Origin of the sequence: Nocardioides pollutisoli, assembly GCF_040045055.1 — a bacterium.
Taxonomy (GTDB): domain Bacteria; phylum Actinomycetota; class Actinomycetes; order Propionibacteriales; family Nocardioidaceae; genus Nocardioides; species Nocardioides tweenelious.
Genome location: NZ_JBDZDU010000001.1, coordinates 3,122,310 through 3,140,254, shown reverse-complemented (window position 1 = coordinate 3,140,254; position 17,945 = coordinate 3,122,310). Strand labels below are relative to the sequence as shown.

General features: G+C 71.4%; 19 protein-coding genes. 6 read left to right on the top strand and 13 right to left on the bottom strand.

The genetic code is table 11. The features are described from left to right. Positions 1-42: 42 nt before the first annotated feature. Positions 43-486: a ferritin-like domain-containing protein gene (locus tag ABLE68_RS15395; protein WP_348872511.1), complete on the top strand. Its 444-nt coding sequence runs from the start codon at positions 43-45 to the stop codon at positions 484-486. 14 nt (positions 487-500) lie between these two features. Here ABLE68_RS15395 and ABLE68_RS15390 read toward each other — a convergent pair whose 3' ends face one another. From ABLE68_RS15390 to ABLE68_RS15380, 3 genes are read right to left on the bottom strand one after another with little or no spacing between them, the layout of a single operon-like run. After that, entirely contained in the window at positions 501-815 is a 315-nt protein-coding gene (locus ABLE68_RS15390) for a hypothetical protein (protein ID WP_348872510.1), read from the bottom strand. A gap of 53 nt (positions 816-868) precedes the next feature. Further along, entirely contained in the window at positions 869-1,339 is a 471-nt protein-coding gene (locus ABLE68_RS15385) for a tRNA (cytidine(34)-2'-O)-methyltransferase (RefSeq protein WP_348872509.1), read from the bottom strand. A gap of 10 nt (positions 1,340-1,349) precedes the next feature. Then, the gene (locus ABLE68_RS15380) at positions 1,350-2,183 is read right to left on the bottom strand and encodes an SCO6745 family protein (RefSeq protein WP_348872507.1); all 834 of its coding nucleotides are present in this window, start codon (positions 2,181-2,183) and stop codon (positions 1,350-1,352) included. Positions 2,184-2,311: 128 nt separating this feature from the next. On the opposite strand from ABLE68_RS15380, the gene ABLE68_RS15375 reads away from it, so the two are divergent. After that, complete coding sequence (locus ABLE68_RS15375; protein ID WP_348872506.1) at positions 2,312-2,812, top strand: hypothetical protein; 501 nt, start codon at positions 2,312-2,314, stop codon at positions 2,810-2,812. A 4-nt stretch (positions 2,813-2,816) separates the two neighbouring features. Here the strand turns inward: ABLE68_RS15375 and ABLE68_RS15370 are convergent, their stop codons facing one another. After that, positions 2,817-3,542, bottom strand: coding sequence for an SDR family oxidoreductase (locus tag ABLE68_RS15370; RefSeq protein WP_348872505.1), 726 nt, complete (start codon positions 3,540-3,542; stop codon positions 2,817-2,819). Positions 3,543-3,645: 103 nt separating this feature from the next. Here ABLE68_RS15370 and ABLE68_RS15365 point away from each other — a divergent pair, with 103 nt between their 5' ends. Further along, on the top strand, positions 3,646-4,485 hold the full coding sequence (locus tag ABLE68_RS15365) for a LysR family transcriptional regulator (RefSeq protein ID WP_348872504.1): 840 nt from the start codon (positions 3,646-3,648) through the stop codon (positions 4,483-4,485). Between the two features lie 59 nt (positions 4,486-4,544). Here the strand turns inward: ABLE68_RS15365 and ABLE68_RS15360 are convergent, their stop codons facing one another. Next, on the bottom strand, positions 4,545-5,240 hold the full coding sequence (locus tag ABLE68_RS15360; protein ID WP_348872503.1) for a hemerythrin domain-containing protein: 696 nt from the start codon (positions 5,238-5,240) through the stop codon (positions 4,545-4,547). 101 nt (positions 5,241-5,341) lie between these two features. Here ABLE68_RS15360 and ABLE68_RS15355 point away from each other — a divergent pair, with 101 nt between their 5' ends. Further along, positions 5,342-6,394 (top strand): helix-turn-helix domain-containing protein, encoded by a 1,053-nt coding sequence (locus ABLE68_RS15355; protein ID WP_348872502.1) that lies wholly within the window; start codon positions 5,342-5,344, stop codon positions 6,392-6,394. A 10-nt stretch (positions 6,395-6,404) separates the two neighbouring features. Here the strand turns inward: ABLE68_RS15355 and serA are convergent, their stop codons facing one another. Beyond that, a complete protein-coding gene (gene serA, locus ABLE68_RS15350; RefSeq protein WP_348872501.1) occupies positions 6,405-7,991 on the bottom strand; it encodes a phosphoglycerate dehydrogenase in 1,587 nt (528 codons plus the stop codon). Positions 7,992-8,190: 199 nt separating this feature from the next. Between serA and ABLE68_RS15345 the strand changes: the two genes are divergently transcribed. Both ABLE68_RS15345 and ABLE68_RS15340 read left to right on the top strand, forming a co-directional pair. Further along, the gene (locus ABLE68_RS15345; protein WP_348872500.1) at positions 8,191-9,714 is read left to right on the top strand and encodes an ATP-binding cassette domain-containing protein; all 1,524 of its coding nucleotides are present in this window, start codon (positions 8,191-8,193) and stop codon (positions 9,712-9,714) included. A 4-nt stretch (positions 9,715-9,718) separates the two neighbouring features. Continuing rightward, positions 9,719-10,255, top strand: coding sequence for a GNAT family N-acetyltransferase (locus ABLE68_RS15340; RefSeq protein WP_348872499.1), 537 nt, complete (start codon positions 9,719-9,721; stop codon positions 10,253-10,255). Between the two features lie 15 nt (positions 10,256-10,270). On the opposite strand, the gene efeB is transcribed toward ABLE68_RS15340, so the two are convergent. The 7 genes from efeB to ABLE68_RS15305 form a co-directional block, all read right to left on the bottom strand. Further along, complete coding sequence (gene efeB, locus ABLE68_RS15335) at positions 10,271-11,530, bottom strand: iron uptake transporter deferrochelatase/peroxidase subunit (RefSeq protein ID WP_348873291.1); 1,260 nt, start codon at positions 11,528-11,530, stop codon at positions 10,271-10,273. After that, positions 11,527-12,693, bottom strand: coding sequence for an iron uptake system protein EfeO (gene efeO / locus ABLE68_RS15330; RefSeq protein WP_348872498.1), 1,167 nt, complete (start codon positions 12,691-12,693; stop codon positions 11,527-11,529). The genes efeB and efeO overlap by 4 nt, the downstream gene beginning before the upstream one ends. A gap of 24 nt (positions 12,694-12,717) precedes the next feature. Then, positions 12,718-13,566, bottom strand: a complete 849-nt coding sequence (gene efeU / locus ABLE68_RS15325; protein ID WP_348872497.1) for an iron uptake transporter permease EfeU — start codon at positions 13,564-13,566, stop codon at positions 12,718-12,720. 62 nt (positions 13,567-13,628) lie between these two features. Further along, entirely contained in the window at positions 13,629-14,339 is a 711-nt protein-coding gene (locus ABLE68_RS15320; protein ID WP_348872496.1) for a DsbA family oxidoreductase, read from the bottom strand. A gap of 38 nt (positions 14,340-14,377) precedes the next feature. Next, on the bottom strand, positions 14,378-16,078 hold the full coding sequence (locus ABLE68_RS15315) for an APC family permease (protein WP_348872495.1): 1,701 nt from the start codon (positions 16,076-16,078) through the stop codon (positions 14,378-14,380). An 86-nt stretch (positions 16,079-16,164) separates the two neighbouring features. Further along, a complete protein-coding gene (locus ABLE68_RS15310; RefSeq protein WP_348872493.1) occupies positions 16,165-17,397 on the bottom strand; it encodes a hypothetical protein in 1,233 nt (410 codons plus the stop codon). After that, positions 17,394-17,900: a SigE family RNA polymerase sigma factor gene (locus tag ABLE68_RS15305; protein WP_348872492.1), complete on the bottom strand. Its 507-nt coding sequence runs from the start codon at positions 17,898-17,900 to the stop codon at positions 17,394-17,396. Before ABLE68_RS15305 ends, ABLE68_RS15310 begins: the two co-directional genes overlap by 4 nt. Positions 17,901-17,945: the final 45 nt, after the last annotated feature.

The following is a 17,945-nucleotide window of genomic DNA, read 5'->3' as shown; positions in this document are numbered from 1 at the left end:
GGTACTGCCCCGTCTCACAGCCATCGTTGCAAAGGAGCAATCGTGTCGGACGACAAGCAGGTCGCCAAGGAACTGGTCGAGACGCTCAAGGACGGCGAGAAGGGTTTCGCTGACTCGGCCCACAAGCTGCACGGCGACGACCACTCGCAGTGGGCCGCGACGCTGACGCGCCTGTCGGAGCAGCGCCGGGACTTCCACCGCGAGATCGTCGCGATGGGTGAGGACTACGGCGACGACGTCGACGAGAGCGGATCGATCGCCGCGACCATGCACCGCGGGTGGATCTCGCTGAAGGACGCCCTCACCGGGGACTCCCCCGAGGGTGTGCTCAAGGCTGCGCTGACCGGCGAGGACCACGCCGTGTCGGAGTACGAGAAGGCGCTCCAGCAGGACCTGAGCGCCGGCTTCCGCGACGTCGTGACCCGTCAGCACACCGCGATCGTCGCTGCCCGCGACGAGGTCAAGGCTCTCGCGGCCAGCGCCTGAAGCGTCGCCTGAGGTCAGCGGCGAACCGCGCCGCTGACCTTCTTCAGGACTCCCTTGCCGGCCTCGACACCACGGGGGATCAGACGCTGCGGCTGGCGGTTCGCCAGATCGATGACGGAGTCAGCGATCCCCCAGGTGAGCTTGCCCTCGGAGAGCTCGACCAAGGTCTCCACCGGGAGACCCAGGGTGAGGTCCTCCAGCCCCTGACGCTCCTCCTCGGTCGAGGTCGGCGGGAGCTGGCGCACGATGATCCACTTGAACGCGCGCCCGGGCAGCGTCGAGGCCAGGTCTTGCACGGTCGATTGGCGGGTGAAGGGCCGGACGGCCATGAGGTCTCCTATCGGGGCGCGGGACCGCAGTGCGGCCCCGCGCAACGTACCGCCTATGTGGCGCCGGGAAAGCCGTTCTGCCGCCACGCCTCGTACATCACGACAGCCGCCGAGTTCGAGAGGTTGAGCGATCTCGGGCCGGCCACCATCGGGATGCGGAGCCGGTCGGTGACGCGGTCGTGGTCCAGGACCACGTCCGACAAGCCGGTCGGCTCCGGCCCGAAGAGGAGCACGTCGCCGGGCTGGAACTCGACATCGGTGTACCAACGGGTGGCGTGGGCGGTGAAGGCGAAGACCCGTGAGGACGCCAGGTCCTCACTGGCGAGCGCGGCGTCGAGGTCCGGGTGCACCGTCACCGACGCGAGGTCGTGGTAGTCGAGGCCCGCGCGCTTGAGCTTGGGCTCCGACAGGTCGAAGCCGAGCGGCTCGACCAGGTGGAGGTGCGCCCCGGTGCCGGCGACCATCCGGATCGCGTTGCCGGTGTTGCCCGCGATCCGGGGCTCGAGGAACATCACGTGGAACACGCCCCAGAACCTACTGCGAGCCGGTCTCCTGCAGCCGCGCGGTGATCGGTTCGAGCACCGAGATGAGCTCGGAGCGCTCGTCCGACGAGAGCGCGTCGTACGGCGCCTCGGCGAGCGCGTCGGTCAGCGACTCGATCCGGTCCTTGGTGGCGCGGCCTGCCTCGGTGAAGCGGCCCGAGGCATCGAGGAGGCCGCGACCGCGCATCCCGTCCATGAGGTCCGCGAGCAGTTGCTTGGGCAGGTGGTGGATCCGGCCGAACGTCTCCGCCGGGTAGACACCCGCGTCGAGGGCGCAGAGCACGTGGGCCTCCAGGCCGCCGATCTGCTCGGCCATCAGGGCCACGATGTGGCCGTCGCCGCGGTGCTCGCGGAGCATGTTGGCGGCGTACCAGAGCCGCGCGACCGGCTCCTCGGGCATCGGGAGCGAGCGCAGGCCGGCGTACATGACCCGGCCCTCGACCGGCGCGCTCACCGACGCCCGCGCCAGCAGCTCGGCGGCCCGAGCGAGACCCGGTGTCGCGACGTGGTCGACGAGGATCCGGCGCAGCGCGGCGACGCAGCCCTGCTGGCGCGCGGCGTGCGCGGCCTCGGGCGTGGTGGTCTCCCAGACCTTCGGGACGTGGCGGGCGACCTCGCCGGGGGCGAAGTTGTAGAACGCCGCGTCGACCACCTCGGCGGGCACCCGGCCGAGTGGGGCGGAACGCCCGGCGAAGTAGCCGTCCCAGTAGTTCGTGAAGCCGAGCGCCGCCATCGCCTCGTTGGGCTCGTCGGAGAAGAAGTTGACCAGCGAGATGGGTTCGGTGAGGTCGAACATCCGGCGGGCCACGGGCTCGGGGTGCGGCATCTGCGTCTCCTGGAGTCGTACGGCGCCCTCGGTGGGCAGCCTCTCACCAGGACCACGAACAGAGCGGGAGCGATACGACACCTGCGAATCCGCCACCAGGTCGGTCGAGCCCGGGAATGATGCTCCCCATGGCCGATGTCGAGACCGCGCACGAGCAGGACCGCGCTGAGCACCACCGCGCCGAGCGGCGTCGTGAGGCCAACACGATGGCCCTCTACATCGGGATCAGCCTGCTCGCCGCCCTGACGGCGCTGCCCGACAGCAAGCCGCTGCACGCCCACGGGCTCGGCGTCGTCTGGGGCATCACCCTGGGGCTCGCGCTGGCCCACTGGTTCTCGTTCTGGGTCAGCGCCGGGGAGTTCGACCGGCACGACGCCCGGGTCGCGGTGTCCCAGCTCGGCGGCGCGGTCGCCGTGGCGACGCTGGCGTCGATCGCGATGCTCGTCTTCCCGCGCAAGGTGGAGCTCAACGGCACCGAGCTGGTGCTGACGCTGTTCGTCGCGGTCGTCGGCTACCTCTCCATGCGGTGGAGCGGCGCCGGCCGGACCAAGGCCGCGTCGTTCGCCTTCGCGATCCTCGTGATCGCGACCCTGATCGTCGAGCTGAAGAACTGGCTCGCCGGCTACTGATCCCTCACCAGGGCTGGATGCCCGTCTCGTCGCGGAAGGTCCCGCTCGGCCCGCCGTCGGGCAGCGTCGCCAGCTCGAGGAAGATCGCGGCGCCCTGCTCCGGCGTACGCGTCCCTCGGTGGCCGTTGAGGTCGGTCGCGACGTAGCCGGGGCAGCCCGCGTTGACCAGGACGTTGGTGTCGGCGAGCTCCTTGGCGTACTGGATCGTGATCGCGTTGAGGTAGGTCTTCGTCGGGGAGTACGCCGCCGAGATCGGCCCGACCGCCTCGGCCTGCGCGGTCTGCAGGGCCAGGGAGCCGACCGTGCTCGACACGTTGACGACGCGCGGAGACTCGGCGCGACGCAGCAGCGGCAGCATCGCGTTGGTGACCCGGATGACGCCGATGACGTTGGTGTCGACGACCTCGAGGACCTGCGCGGCGCTGACCTGGGTCGGCTCCTGCGGCATCCCGCCGGTGATGGCGGCGTTGTTGACGAGCACGTCGAGCCCACCCTCCGCCTCGAGCTGCGCGGCCGCGGCGGCGACGCTCGCGTCGTCGGTCACGTCGAGGGGTACGCCGAAGACGTCGTGCCCGTCGGCCTGGAGCTTGGCGACCGCCTCGTCGCGCCGACCCGCGTGGCGGGCGCCCACGCCGACGCGGAAGCCGAGCCGCGACAGGCCCGCGGCGATCTCGTAGCCGATGCCCTTGTTGGCGCCGGTGACCAGTGCTGTCTTCTTGTTCTCTGTCATGCCCCGATGGTGGGCAGGCGACCCCGCTGCGTTCCAAGACCGATCGGGTCGGTCCTGATACCGCAGCGGTATGACCCCAGGTGAGCGACGTACGCTCGGTGCCGTGGAGACCCGCGAGCTGCGCTACTTCGTCGCCGTCGCCGAGGAGTCGCACGTCGGCCGCGCGGCCGAGCGCCTCGGGATGGCCCAGCCTCCCCTGTCGCGAGCGATCGCCCAGCTGGAGCGACGGCTGGGCGCCGACCTCTTCGTGCGTACGCCGCGGGGCGTGACGCTCACGAGCGCCGGCGAGACCCTGCTCCGCGAGGGCCGGGCAGCCCTGGCCGCGGTCGAGGCGGCCGAACGGCGTACGCGCCGGACCGCCCAGGCGGGTGGCCGCGCCCCGGTGGTGCTCACCGCCAAGGCCGGGGCGACCAGCGAGCTGATGGCCAAGCTGCTCGACGCCTACGCCGCCGAGCCCGACGCCGTCGAGGTCGAGGTGGTGCTGAGCGCGCCGGGCCACCAGGCGCTGATGCTGCGCGACGGGCGGGCCGACGTGGCGATCCTGCACCGGCCGTTCGACGACCTGAGCGGCTTCGACACCGACATCCTGACCGTCGAGGACCAGGTGCTGATCCTGCCGGCCGGCCACCCGGAGAGCACCCGCAGCTCGATGACCCTCGCCGAGGCGACCTCGCTCCTGCCGATGCCGCGCTGGCCCGACCTCGACGGCACCTACCCCGACGGGCCCGGTCCCGAGCTCCGCGACCTCACCCAGATCCTCCAGCTGATCCGGCTCGGCCGCACCGCGATCGTGCTCCCCGAGTCGGCCCGCGCCAACCTGCGCGATGGGCTGGCCGTCGTACCTCTCACCGATGCCCCGCAGGTCACGACCGTCATCGCGTGGCCACCGCACAGCACCTCGCCCGGCGTGGCCGGGCTGGTGCGCACGGCGGGCCGCCTCTGACCCGGGACGTCATGCGGAGGGAGCAAGGGGACACACCATCCGTATGACGTCCGCGGCGATCAGGGTCGGCGGTTCCCGTGGATCCGGGCCGCGTGGCGCGCGTAGACGCGTGGCGCCAGCCGTGGCACGAGGACCCGTGCGGGCGGCGGGGCGGCCTGCAGCATCTGGGCGAGCACCTCCGGGTCGCCCTCGTAGGCGAACATGCCGAAGACGAGCAGGAGGTCACGCTTCGGCACCCCGGCAGCGCCCGCCTCGCCGATCCGGTGCCACTCCTCCTCGGTGAGGTGCGCTGCTGCCAGCGGCAGCAGGTGGCGCTCCTCCGCCTCGAGGTGCTCGCGCAGCAGGACGTGGAGCTGCCCCAGCGCGTCGACGAGCTCGGCGGCCTCCGCCTCGGCGGGCCCGGCGGTCCACGCCGTGAGGGCCTGGTCGACCCGGTGCAGACTCTGGTCGATCCCGGCGTGCTGCGCCTCCGCGACCTCGAGGAGCGTCCGTTCCGCGTCGGTCAGGCGCGGCCCGAGCACGGGCCAGAGCAGCTCGTCCTCGCCGGTGTGGTGGTGGTGCATCAGCGCGCAGAGCAACCTGAGGTGCGCGGTGACGTCACGGACCAGGGCCCGAGAGCCGGGGGTCGCCCGGCGTACGGCGTCGGGCGCCAGGCGGAACTCACGCAGGAGGGCCGTGTGGACCACGATCATGTCGCGGATGTCCACGCCCTGGTCGGGGCGGTGCTGGGGCTGCGGGGCAGGAGTCGTGTTCATGCGACAACCCTCGGGCCGGCGCCCACGCGTTCCCATCCCAGGAACCTGGGGTATTTGCGGATCCCCGCCCGCGGGCGCGGGTCCCGGATGAAGATGGGTGGGTGAGCACATCGAGGTGGCGCGACCTGGACGCGCGGTTGCGCGAGGCGATCGCCCCGGACCTCGACCGCGCCGCGCTGGCCGAGGTGGTCTACGCCGAGGTCGCGCGCTACGTCCCCTACGACTTCGCGTGCTTCGCGACCACGGACCCCGCCTCCGGGGTCATCACCTGGGCCTCCAAGACGCGGTCGCTCGGCGTCGGCGACGAGGAGTTCGCGGCGACGGAGTACGGACCGCCCGACGTCAACAAGTTCGAGGACATCGCGCGCCGCAGCCCGCCGGTCGGGGCCCTGCACCTGGACACGGACGGCGACCCCGACTCCTGCCGCCGCCACCGCGACTACATGCGACCCCGCTTCGGGTTCACCGACGAGCTGCGCGCCGCCTTCGTCAGTCGAGGTGCGACCTGGGGCGCTCTGGCCCTCTACCGGGCCGCGGGCGATCCGCCGTTCACCGCCGACGATGCCGCCCAGGTCGCAGGCTCGCTCGAGACGGTCGCCGCTGCGATCCAACGCAGCCTCTTCTCGCTCCCGCCCGACCAGCGCACCCAGCCGGCTCAGGTCGAGAGCGACGGTCCCGCGGTCCTCATCGTCGACGCGTCCGACCAGGTGACCCACCTGACGCCGGCGGCCCGGGTCGCCATCGAGCAGCTCGGCGGGTGGGACCACGGCGCGCTCCCGGCCAGCCTCCTCGCCGTGGTGGCGAGCTCTCGCAGCAGCGGTGACCCGCTGACGTCGCGGACGCTCGCCGAGTCCGGGACCTGGATGAGCCTGCGCGCGGCGCGGCTGACCGGGGCCGGCGGTGGGTACGACGTGGTCGTCAGCGTCGAGGCCACCCCGCGCGCGACCCTCAGCCGGCTCGCTCTCGCCGCCCACGGGCTCACGGCGCGCGAGGAGGAGGTGGCTCTGCTCGTGCTCCAGGGCGTCAACACCGAGGGCATCTCGTCCGCCCTGCACCTCTCGCCGCACACCGTGCAGGACCACCTCAAGGTGATCTTCGCGAAGGTGGGCGTCCGGAGCCGCCGAGAGCTCACGGCCAGGCTCGTCCTGACCTGAGCGGACCTCGTCAGACGAGGTTGACGGCCCGCACCGAGGCGGCGTCCATGGCGTGCTCGATCTCGGCGAGGACGTCGACCGGGATGGCAGTGTCGACCGAGAGCGCGACGAGGGCCTGGCCGCCGGGGGTCTGGCGGGAGACCTGCATGCCGGCGATGTTGATGCCGGCGTCGCCGAGGATGCCGCCGACGGTGCCGACCATGCCGGGGCGGTCCGCGTAGGTGAAGAAGGCGAGGTGCTCGGTGGGCTCGATGTCGACGTCGAAGCCGTTGACGTCGACCAGCCGCTCCTTGAAGGCGATGCCGACGAGCGTGCCGCTCACCGACACCTGGGAGCCGTCGGCGAGGGTGCCGCGGATCGTGATCAGGTTGCGGTGGTCGGGGCTCTCCGGGTCGGCGACGAGGCGTACGGCGGTCCCGCGCTCGGCCGCGAGGAGCGGTGCGTTGACGTAGGAGACCTGCTCCCCCACGATGTCGGCGAAGATACCCTTGAGGGCGGCCAGCTCGAGCACCTTGACGTCGTAGTCGGTGATCTCGCCCCGCACCTCGACGTCGACCTGGACCGCGACCTCGCCGGCCAGCGCCGTGAAGACGCGGCCGAGCTTCTCGGTGAGCGGGATGCCGGGCCGGACCTCCTCGGCGATCACGCCGCCCTGGACGTTGACCGCGTCGGGGACGAGCTCGCCGGAGAGCGCGAGGCGCACGGACTTGGCGACGGCGATGCCGGCCTTCTCCTGGGCCTCCTCGGTCGAGGCGCCGAGGTGCGGCGTCGCGACGACGTTCTCCAGCTCGAAGAGCGGGCTGTCGGTGCAGGGCTCCTGGGCGAAGACGTCGAGACCGGCGGCCGCGACCCGGCCCTCCTTGAGCGCGGCGTACAGAGCGACCTCGTCGACGATCCCGCCGCGCGCGGCGTTGACGAGCACCAGCGACGGCTTGACCCGGTGCAGCTCGTCGGCGCCGATCAGGCCGACGGTCTCGGGGGTCTTGGGCAGGTGGACGGACATGAAGTCCGCCTCGGCAAGCAGGGTGTCGAGGTCGACGAGCCGCACGCCCATCTGGGCCGCGCGACCGGCCTGCACGTAGGGGTCGTAGGCGATGACCTTCATGCCGAACGCCGAGAGGCGCTGCGCGACGAGCACGCCGATCCGGCCGAGGCCGACGATGCCGACGGTCTTCTCGTAGAGCTCGACGCCGCTGTAGCGCGAGCGCTTCCACTCGCCGTTCTTGAGCGCCGCGTGGGCGGGCGAGACGTGGCGGGCGGCCGCGAGCATCAGCGCGACGGCGAGCTCGGCGGCGGAGACGATGTTGGAGGTCGGCGCGTTGACGACCATCACGCCGGCCTGGGTCGCAGCGCGTACGTCGACGTTGTCGAGGCCCACGCCCGCACGCGCGACGACCTTGAGACGCGTGGCGGCGGCCAGCGCCTCGGCGTCGACCTTGGTGGCCGAGCGGACCAGCAGCGCGTCGGCCGCACCGATGGCCGCAAGCAGCTCGGCGCGGTCGGCGCCGTTGCAGTGGCGGATCTCGAAGTCCGGCCCCAGCGCGTCGACGGTGGCGGGGCTCAGCTCTTCGGCGATGAGTACGACAGGGGTGGTCACAGCGGTCTGTCCTGACGGGTGGTGCGGATGAGTGCACGACGCTGTGCTTCGCCGAAACTGTACCCGACCTGTGCGAGTTAATCGGTGGCGTCCACGGCCCGTCGGCACCTACCCTCGACCGGTCGTATCCCCTCCGTCAGGCAGGCCACATTGAAGCTCTGAGACGTGCCCTCACCGCCACTTCTCATGGAGCTCTGTCATGCCTGCAACCACCTCTGTCATCACCGCGTCCGCGCTCGGTTTCACCTGGCCGGACGGCACCGCGGTCCTCGACGGCCTCGACCTCCTGGTCGGCCCCGGCCGCTCCGGGCTCGTCGGCGTCAACGGCGCCGGGAAGTCCACCCTCCTCCGGCTCGTCGCCGGCGACCTGCGGCCCACCACCGGCCACCTGACCGTCGCCGGCGAGGTCGGCTACCTCCCCCAGGACCTCACGCTCGACGCCGGCCAGCGCGTCGACGACTTCCTCGGCATCGGAGAGGTACGGCGGGCCGTGCTGGCCGTCGAGGGCGGCGCCGTCGACCAGCACCTCTTCGACCTCATCGACGACGACTGGGACGTCGAGGACCGCGCGGTCGCCGAGCTGGGCCGCATCGGCCTGCCCGACGGCGCGCTCGACCGACGTCTCGGGGAGCTGTCCGGCGGCGAGGTCACCCAGCTCGGCCTGGCCGGGCTGCTGCTCCGGCGACCCGACGTGCTGGTCCTGGACGAGCCCACCAACAACCTCGACGCCGACGCCCGCGCCCGCCTCTACGACGTCGTCGACGGCTGGACCCGATCCCTGCTCGTCGTCAGCCACGACCGGCAGCTGCTCGAGCGGATGGACCGCATCGGCGACCTCCGCGGCGGCTCGGTCCGGTGGTACGGCGGTGGCTACTCGTCGTACGCCGCCCAGGTCGCGGCCGAGCAGGAGGCGGCCGAGCAGGCCGTGACGACCGCGCGCTCCGACGTACGCCGACAGCGCAACGAGCGTGCGGACGCCGAACGGCTGCTCGCCGGCCGTCGTCGGCAGGCCAAGAAGGCGGAGGCGACCACCGGGCTCGGCAAGGCCGCGATCCACGCGAAGCGCAACCAGGCCGAGAAGTCCGCGGCGAAGTACCGCAACGTCCACGACGACCGGCTCGAGAAGGCTCGCGAGCGGCTCGACGCCGCCGAGTCACGGCTGCGCGAGGACCGCGAGATCCGGATCGACCTGCCCGGCACCGAGGTGCCGCGCGGCCGCGTCGTGCTCGAGGCCGACCTCCCGATCAGCGGCCCCGACCGGATCGGCGTCGTCGGCCCGAACGGCTCCGGCAAGACCACGCTGCTGCACCGGCTGGTCGACCAGGCGCAGGTGCCGGCGGCCCTGCTCCCCCAGCGGCTCGACGTGCTCGACGACGACCGCACGGTCTACGAGAACGTCGCCCACCGCGCGCCCGACGCCGACCCCAACGCCGTGCGCGCCCGGCTGGCCCGCTTCCTCTTCCGCGGCGGGGCCGCGGACCGACGGGTCGGCGACCTGTCCGGCGGGGAGCGCTTCCGCGCGACGCTCGCGGCGCTGCTGCTCGCCGAACCACCGCCCCAGCTGCTGCTGCTCGACGAGCCGACCAACAACCTCGACTTCGCGTCGTACGACGCCCTCGTCTCGGCGCTCGAGGCCTACCGCGGCGCGCTGGTGGTCGTCAGCCACGACCTCGACTTCCTCGACGACATCGGGGTCGACCGCGTCGTCGACCTGACAGGCTGACCTCATGGAGATCGAGACCGAGCGCCTGGTCATCCGGCCCTGGCGCCACGAGGAGGCAGCGCGCCTGCTCGACATCCTGGGCCGGGTCGAGGTCGCGAAGTGGCTCGGCGACGGCCCGCCGGTCCTGATGAAGACGGTCGGCGAGGCGCACGCGCGGATCGACCGCTACGCCGACATCAGCGCCGTGCCGCCGCGCGGCATCTGGGCCATCGAGCGCAAGGCCGACGGAGTCGTCGCCGGCACCGTGCTGCTGGTGACGCTGCCGAACGACAAGCACGGCGAGGTCGAGATCGGCTGGCACCTCCACCCCGACTCGTGGGGCCACGGCTACGCCAGCGAGGCCGCCCGCGCGATCCTGCGGCACGGGTTCGAGGCGGGGCTGCCCGAGATCCTCGCCGTCACCCACCTGGGCAACGAGAGGTCGCAGGCGGTGATGGGCCGGATCGGGCTGCCGGGGCGCGGCGTCACGCACCAGTGGTACGACGAGCCGTCCGAGCTCTTCGGGATCACGGCCGAGGAGTGGTTTCAAGACAGGCGCTAGCGCGCCTTCCTCAACCTACGAAGTGAAGAGCGACTGACCGACGTACTCCCCCGCGGCGACGCCGGGCGGGACGGCGAAGAGCGCCGAGCCGGTGACCTTGAGGTACTCCATCATCGCGTCCGACTTCGCCATGGCGTTCTGGACCGGGATGAAGTGGGTGTCGGGATCGGTGACGTAGGCGATGAAGAAGAGCCCCGCGTCGAGGCCGCCGATCGGGTTGGAGCCGTCGACGAAGTTGTAGCCGCGGCGCAGCATCCGGACGCCGTTGTTGAAGTCCGGGTGCACGAGGCGGACGTGCGCGTCCTTGGCGATGACCGGGCCGTTGCTGCCGGGCATCGAGAAGTCGGGCTCGGTGAACTCCGTGCCGCCCGAGAGCGGGGCGCCGGTGTCCTTGGTGCGACCGACGAAGTCCTCCTGGTCGCCCAGGGTCTGCCGGTCCCAGATCTCGATGTTCATGTTGAACCGGCGCGCGACGAGGTAGGAGCCACCGGCCAGCCACTCGGCACCGGCGTCAGCACCGGGAGCGACCCAGACGTGCTTCTCGACGTCGGCCGTCTCCTGCGACTTGATGTTGGCGGTGCCGTCCTTGAAGCCGAAGAGGTTGCGCGGCGTGGACTGCTGCGTCGAGGTGGTCGACGTGCGGCCGAAGCCGAGCTGCGACCACCGCACCGCGACGGTGCCGAAGCCGATCCGGGCCAGGTTGCGGATCGCGTGGACCGCGACCTGCGGGTCGTCGGCGCAGGCCTGGACGCAGAGGTCGCCGTACGACTTCTCGGGGTCGAGGACGTCGCCCGGGAAGTGCGGCAGGGTGCGCAGGGCCTTCGGCTGCCGGTCGGCGATGCCGAAGCGGTCCTTGCCGTCCGCGTCGCGGAAGAGCGAGGGCCCGAAGCCGAAGGTGATGGTCAGCCCGCCGGCCGTGAGCCCGATCGCCTCGCCGGTGTCGTCCGGCGGCAGGTTGACCGAGCCCTCGGTGGGGCCGATCTCGCCGGCCGGCAGGCCGCGGGTCATCCGGTCGGCCGCCTCGGTCCAGGCCTTGAGGAGCGCGATCAGCTGGGCCCGCGACGCAGTGGTGACGTCGAAGGCCGCGAAGTGCAGCCGGTCCTGGGCCGGGGTGACGATGCCGGCCTGGTGCTCGCCCCGGAAGGCGTAGGTGTCCGCCTCGACCGCCGCGGTTGCGGGCTCGTCAGCGGTCGCCCGGCCGGCCACGAAGGCGCCAGCAGCCAGGCCGGCGGCGATACCGCCACCGACCACGCCGCGTCGAGAGACCCCGGTCAGGACAGCACCGCCGCGGTGAGCTGCGAGAGGGGCTCGGACAACGCGTTGACGGCGTTGGCGAGGTCCTTGATCTGCTCCTGGGTCAGGTCGTCGTAGAACGTGAAGCCCGTCGCGGTCTTCTGGGCGTCGAGCAGCTTCTGCAACGCGGCGAAGCGCGCGGTCAGGGTCTTCGCGAGCTCGGGGTCCTTCTGCTCGACGATCGGCTTGAGACCCTCGAAGCCGACCCGGGCGCCGTCGACGTTGGCCTGGAAGTCCCACAGGTCGGTGTGCGACCAGTACTCCTCCTCGCCGGTGACCTTGCCGGCCGCGACCTCCTCGAGCAGGCCGCGCGAGCCGTTCGCGATCTGGTCGACCGTGTAGTCGAGCGTCTGCACCCGGTCGTCCAGGGTGGTGATGTTCTTCATCAGGTCGTCGGCGTAGAAGGCGCGCTGCTTCGGGGTGAGCGGCGTGTAGTCCACGGCCAGCTGCGGCCACAGGTCCTTCTCGATCCGGTGCCAGCCGGTCCACTTCTGGCCGGGCTCGAGGTCGGCCTCACGCGCATCGGTCTTGGGGTCGAGGTCGCCGAAGGATTCCGCCACGGTCTCGATCCGCTCCCAGTGGGTGCGGGCCTCGGGGTAGAGGGCGCGCGCCGCGTCGTCGTTGCCGGCCTTGTAGTCGGCGATGAACTCACGCGTCTTGCTCACGAGCTGGTCGGACTGGTCCTGGACGTAGGCCGAGTAGTTGGCCAGCGCGGTGTCGACCAGCTGCTGGTCGTCGGAGGACACAGCCGGCTGGTCGCCGGACTTCGTGACGGTGAAGTCGGCGCGGATGCCGTCACCCTTCATGCCCGGCTTGCACGCGGTCGTGTAGGTGCCGGCGGGGGCGTTGACCACGAGCTGGCGGGAGAGCTGCGGCCCGACGTTCTCGACCTCGGCCACGATCCGGAGCCCGTCCGCGCCGAGGAGGTAGAACTCGGTGACCTTCGAGCCCTCGTTGGTGACGTTGAACTTCAGCGTGCCGGCCGGCACCTCGGTCGTGGAGACGTCGCAGCTGTCGTCGGTCGACGTGACCGTCACGGCCCGGGGGTCACTCGAGTCGCCACCGGAGTCCTTGGCGTTCTCGGTGCACGCGGCGAAGAACGGCGTCGCGACCAGCAGGGCGGCCACGAGGAAGGGCTTGCGCATCAGGTGTCGGTTCCTTCGGGAGGGTCAGTTGCTGACGGGGGCAGGGGTGCGCGGAGCGGTACGCCGGCGCGCACCGCGGACGAAGAGGAACATCACCGGCACCACGTAGAGGACCCAGACGGTCGCCTCGAGCACGGTGGTCTGCGGGGAGAAGTTGAAGATGCCCTTGAGCAAGGTGGCGTACCAGGTCGACGGGTCGATCGTGTCCGAGACGTCCCAGGCCAGGTTGTTGAGCCCGGGCAGGACGCCGGCCTCCTGGAGGTCGTGGACGCCGTACGACAGGACGCCGCCGGCGACCAGGATCAGGAAGCCGCCGGTCCAGGTGAAGAAGGTGCTCAGGTTGATCGAGATCGCGCCGCGGTAGAGCAGGTAGGCCAGGACCACGGCGGTGGCGATGCCGAGGGCGGCGCCGACCAGCGGCTGCCACGTCGAGTCGGTGTCGCGCGAGACCGCCTCGGTCGCCGACCAGAGGAAGAGCGCGGTCTCGAGGCCCTCTCGGCCGACGGCGAACATCGCCACCAGCACCAGGCCCCACCACGGGCCCTCGACGGCGTCGTCGATCTGGCCGCGCAGCTCACCGCTGAGCGACCGCGCGGCGCGCGCCATCCAGAAGATCATCCAGGTCACGAACACGACCGCGACGATCGACAGGGTGCCGCCGATGGTCTCCTGCGCCTCGAAGGTCAGGCCGCGCGGGCCGTAGAAGAGGGCGAAGCCGAACCCGAGCGAGACGAGGACGGCGATCGCGACGCCGGTCCAGATCCGCGGCAGCAGCTCGCGCTTGTCGATCTTCACGAGGTAGGCGACCAGGATGCTGACCACGAGGGCCGCCTCGAGGCCCTCGCGCAGGCCGATCAGGTAGTTCGCAAGCACAGACCGGGATGTTACGCCTACCCGTTAGGTATGCCTAACCAAAGGTGGGGTTCATCACCCGATCAGATCGCGCAGCCGTCCGGCCCGCACGCCTCGGCGTCGGCGCCGCCGGCCATCTGCAGCACCGGGTGGGACGCGCTCCACGCCTGGTCGAGCACCTGGCTGAAGACCTCGGCCGGCTGGGCGCCGAAGACGCCGTACGCCTGGTCGACGACGAAGAACGGGACGCCGGTGGCGCCGTACGCCCGCGCCTGGGCGATGTCGGCCTGCACGGCGTCGGCGTACTCGTCGCTCGCCAGCACCGCGCGGACGCGGGCCTCGTCGAGGCCGACGCCGATGGCGGTCGCCGCGAGCACGTCGTGGTCGCCGACGTCGGCGGCCTTCTCGAAGTACGCCGAGAGCAGCGCCTCCTTCAGCTCGCGCTGGAGGGCCGGGCCGCCGGTCTCGAGGGCGAGGTGGAGCAGGCGGTGGGCGTCGATCGTGTTGGTGTGCACGGTGTCGAAGAGCCGCATAGCGAGGCCCTCCTCGGCGGCGGTGTCCATGAGCTGCTGCTGCATCTGCCGCATCTCGGCCTCGGGTCGGCCGTACTTGCGGGCGATCACGCCGGTCGACAGCTCGTGGCCGTGGTGGGGCGCGGTCGGGTCGAGCTCGAAGGACCGGTAGACGACCTCCACCTCGTCGGCGTGCTCGAAGGTCGACAGGGCCGTCTCCAGACGACGCTTGCCCACGAAGCACCACGGGCAGACGACGTCACTCCAGATCTCGATGCGCATGCTGGAGCAACGCCGTCCGTCCCGCGTGTCTTCCCGGATCAGTGTGTGACGGGCTCCATGCCGTCCTCGGGGAGCTCGACCTCGCCGATCATCTCCTCGATCTGCTCGGTCGACATCGCGACCGCCATCGCCCAGTAGTAGATGACCAGGCTCCAGATCCCGACGACCACGGCGTCCCAGCCGAACGGGATCAGCGCGTCCTCGCCCTTCGGGCCGAACGTGCTGACGTAGACGATCACGCCCATGCCGAGCAGGTAGGGGATCAGCCAGGACGACGCACGCCAGTCGAGCGTCGGCTTGTGCGGGTTGAGCTTGAAGACGCGGTTGGCGACGAGGATGGCGTAGCCGACCAGGATCGTGACGCCGAGCTTCCAGATGGTGTCCCAGCCGGTCCACAGGATGATCAGGTTGGCGACGATGAAGGCGAGCGGCGAGAAGACGCTCGCGACGGGCAGCCGGTAGGGACGGTCCGCGTCGGGCAGCCGGCGCCGGAAGGCACCGAGTGACAGCGGCGCCCCGCCGTACATGAGGACGGACGCACTCGTGATCAGCCCGACCAGCGACTGCCAGCTCGGGAACGGCAGGAAGCAGATGCAGCCGGTGACGAAGGCAGCGATCAGGCCGGCCCACGGGACGCTGCGCTTGTTGGTCCACTCGAAGCACGCGGGCACGTAGCCGTTGCGGGCCAGGCCGTAGGCCAGTCGGGACGAGCCGGTCGTGTAGATCAGGCCGGTGCCGGCAGGGCTGATGATCGCGTCGATGTAGATGATCGCGGCCAGCCAGCCGATCGAGAGCAGCGTCGCCACCTCCGCGAACGGACCCGTGAACGTCGTGTAGAGGCCCTTGCCGGTCTGGTCCCAGGTGTCGCCGATCGCGCTCTGGGGCAGCGCGAACAGGAAGACCAGCTGGAGCAGGATGTAGATGATCGTGCCGAAGACGACCGAGCCGATGATCGCGAACGGCACGTCCCGCTTGGGGTTGGCCGACTCACCGGCGAGCTGGTCGGCCTGCTCGAAGCCGAGGTAGCTGAAGATGATGCCGGCGGAGGACACGGCCGCGAAGATCGCGTGCAGCCCGCCGGGGTTGAAGCCGTTGGCCGCGGTCAGGTTGCCGGTGTCGAAGTTGGCGATCGCGAGGACCAGGATCGTGAGGAGCGGGATCGCGATCTTCCACCAGGTCGCGGCGCTGTTGGTCGCCGCGAGCTTCTTGACGCCGAGGAAGTTGATGGCGGTCAGGACGGCCATCAGGATGATCGCCACGACGATGCCGGTCGGGCTGAGCACGGAGGTCTCCGGGTCGATCCAGTCCTTCGCGAAGCCGTAGTGGCCGGCGTACGTCAGCATCGCCGAGACCTCGATCGGTGCGACCGTGGCGGCGTTGAGCCAGGCGAACCAGCCGAACGACGCCCCGGCGACACCGCCGAAGGCGTAGTGCGGGAAGCGCGCCGTCCCGCCGGAGACGGGGTACATGCCGCCGAGCTCGGCGTGCGGCAGCGCGAGGATGACGATGGCGACGCCGCCGATCACCCAGGAGATGATCGCGGCCGGGCCGGCCTCGATCAGGGCCTTCTGGGGCCCGAACAGCCATCCCGATCCGATGATCGAGCCCATCGAGGCCCACATCAGCCCGACCAGGCCCACCTCACGGAGCAGCTTGGTGCTGCGCTGCCGCGCCTGTGGTGATTCCTGCGGTGATTCCTGCGTGGTCGTCATCCCGGGTCGCACCTCCTGTGCGCCCACTTCGACCCCCTCCCGGATGGAGGAGCGAGCGGGCCGAAGGGTCCTCTACCCAAAGTTCGCGGCGACCTATCGTCGAGCAGCGGCAATCACCACGGCGGGGTGAGCTGGGCGTACGACGTCACCACCGTCTGCTGCCCGAGCGTGACGCCGGTCAGGCGCGTCACCACCCAGAAACGTCCGGTGCCGACCCGCCACGCGAGCAGGTCGGTGCCGGTAGATGTCCGCGAGTCGTAGAGCACGGTCGACGCGTCGATCCACCCCGACACCTGGCAGCAGGACTTCTGCCGACCCGTCTCGGACGGGATCAGCAGGATCTCGCCGGGAGTCCAGGTGACGGAGATCCAGTCCGACGTGCCCTCCGGGCTCGCGCCGCCCGGCGGCTCCGGGATCGTCGCGCCGGCGGTGAACGCCTGCGCCATCCGGGTCCCTCCGGTCCGGGCCCGCCCGTTGAGCTGGGACGACCCGAGCGGGAGCTCGGGGACCGCCCCGCCGATGACGTTGCTGGACCCGTCGGTGACACCGTCGACGGAGTACTCCGGCGCCTGCGCGAGCGGCCGGGAGGGGTCGGCCAGCACGATCCGGTCAGCGGCGATCCAGGTGGCGTCCCACGTAGGTGACGTCCCGGTGTCGAAGCTGGACCAGCGTCCCGTGCGGAGGGTGTAGAGCAGGATCGAGTGCTCCTGGGGGAACATCAGGTAGTCGCCGCCCCTCGAGAGCAGCGACGGCCCGAGCCGCACCCGCTGGATGCCCTCGGGATCGGTCATCGGCTCCACGCGCGACACGTCGACCGACCGCAGCCGGCCGTCGGCACCGAGCACGTCGACCGCCTCGACGCCGCCGTCGGGGCCGTAGACGCCGTACGCCGCGAGCGCGCGGTCGAGCGGGTCGTCGTCGATGCTGCCGCTCACCTGCGAGAGGTCGACGACGCTCGGCAGCGGGCTGTCCGGGTAGGCCGGCAGTCGCTGTTCGTCGGCGACCGTCGGCGCCCACCACACCGGGACGCCGCTGTAGGTCGCGTCGTGCGACGAGATCTCGGGCTCGTAGGTGGACCGCAGGGTCGAACGGTTCGACGGGGTCGGCGTCTGCGTGGGAGCGACCGTCGGCTTCCGGGTCGGCGCCGGGTCGTCGCCCGGGTCACCCTCGACGAGCGCCACGGTCCCTGCGACCGCGATCACTGCGACTGCTGCCGCCGCCACCAGGGTCGTCGTACGACGCCGACGCCCCCGCAGACCGGCGCGCCACGCCGTGTCGGCGAGGTCCGGGGCGGTCACGTCGGCGACGGTCTCGTGCAGCAGGTCGTGCAGGCGCTGGTCGGTCATCGCGACTCCTCGTGGAGGAACTCGGCGAGCTCGGGCGCTGCCTCGCGCAGTCGCCGCAGGGACAGGTGGGTCTGGCTCTTGACGGTGCCGACGGACACCCCGAGGACGTCGGCCGTCTCGCGCTCGGTGAGGTCGTCGAAGTAGCGCAGCACGATCACGGCGCGCTGCCGTGGGGTGAGCGTCCGCAGCGCCTCGAGCACCAGGATCCGGCGTTCGGGCTCCGGTCGCGCCTGGGCCCCGTCCACCTCGATCGCGGTCAGCACCTCGTGGCGGCGCTTGCGCCACGAGGAGACGTGGTCGTGGTGGATCACCGTGCGCGCGTAGGCATCGGGGCTGGTGCCGCGCAACCGGCTCCACCTCATCGCGACCTTGGTCAGCGCCTCCTGGACGAGGTCCTCCGCCCGCTGCCGGTCACCGGTGAGCAGCACGGCGCCGCGCAGCAGCTGCGGCTGCGCCGCCTGCGCCCAGCGCGTGAACTCCTCGCGCTGCCCGAGTGCCTCCATCGCCGCCACACTTCCAGAACGCGGCGACCGGCCAAAAGGTTGGAG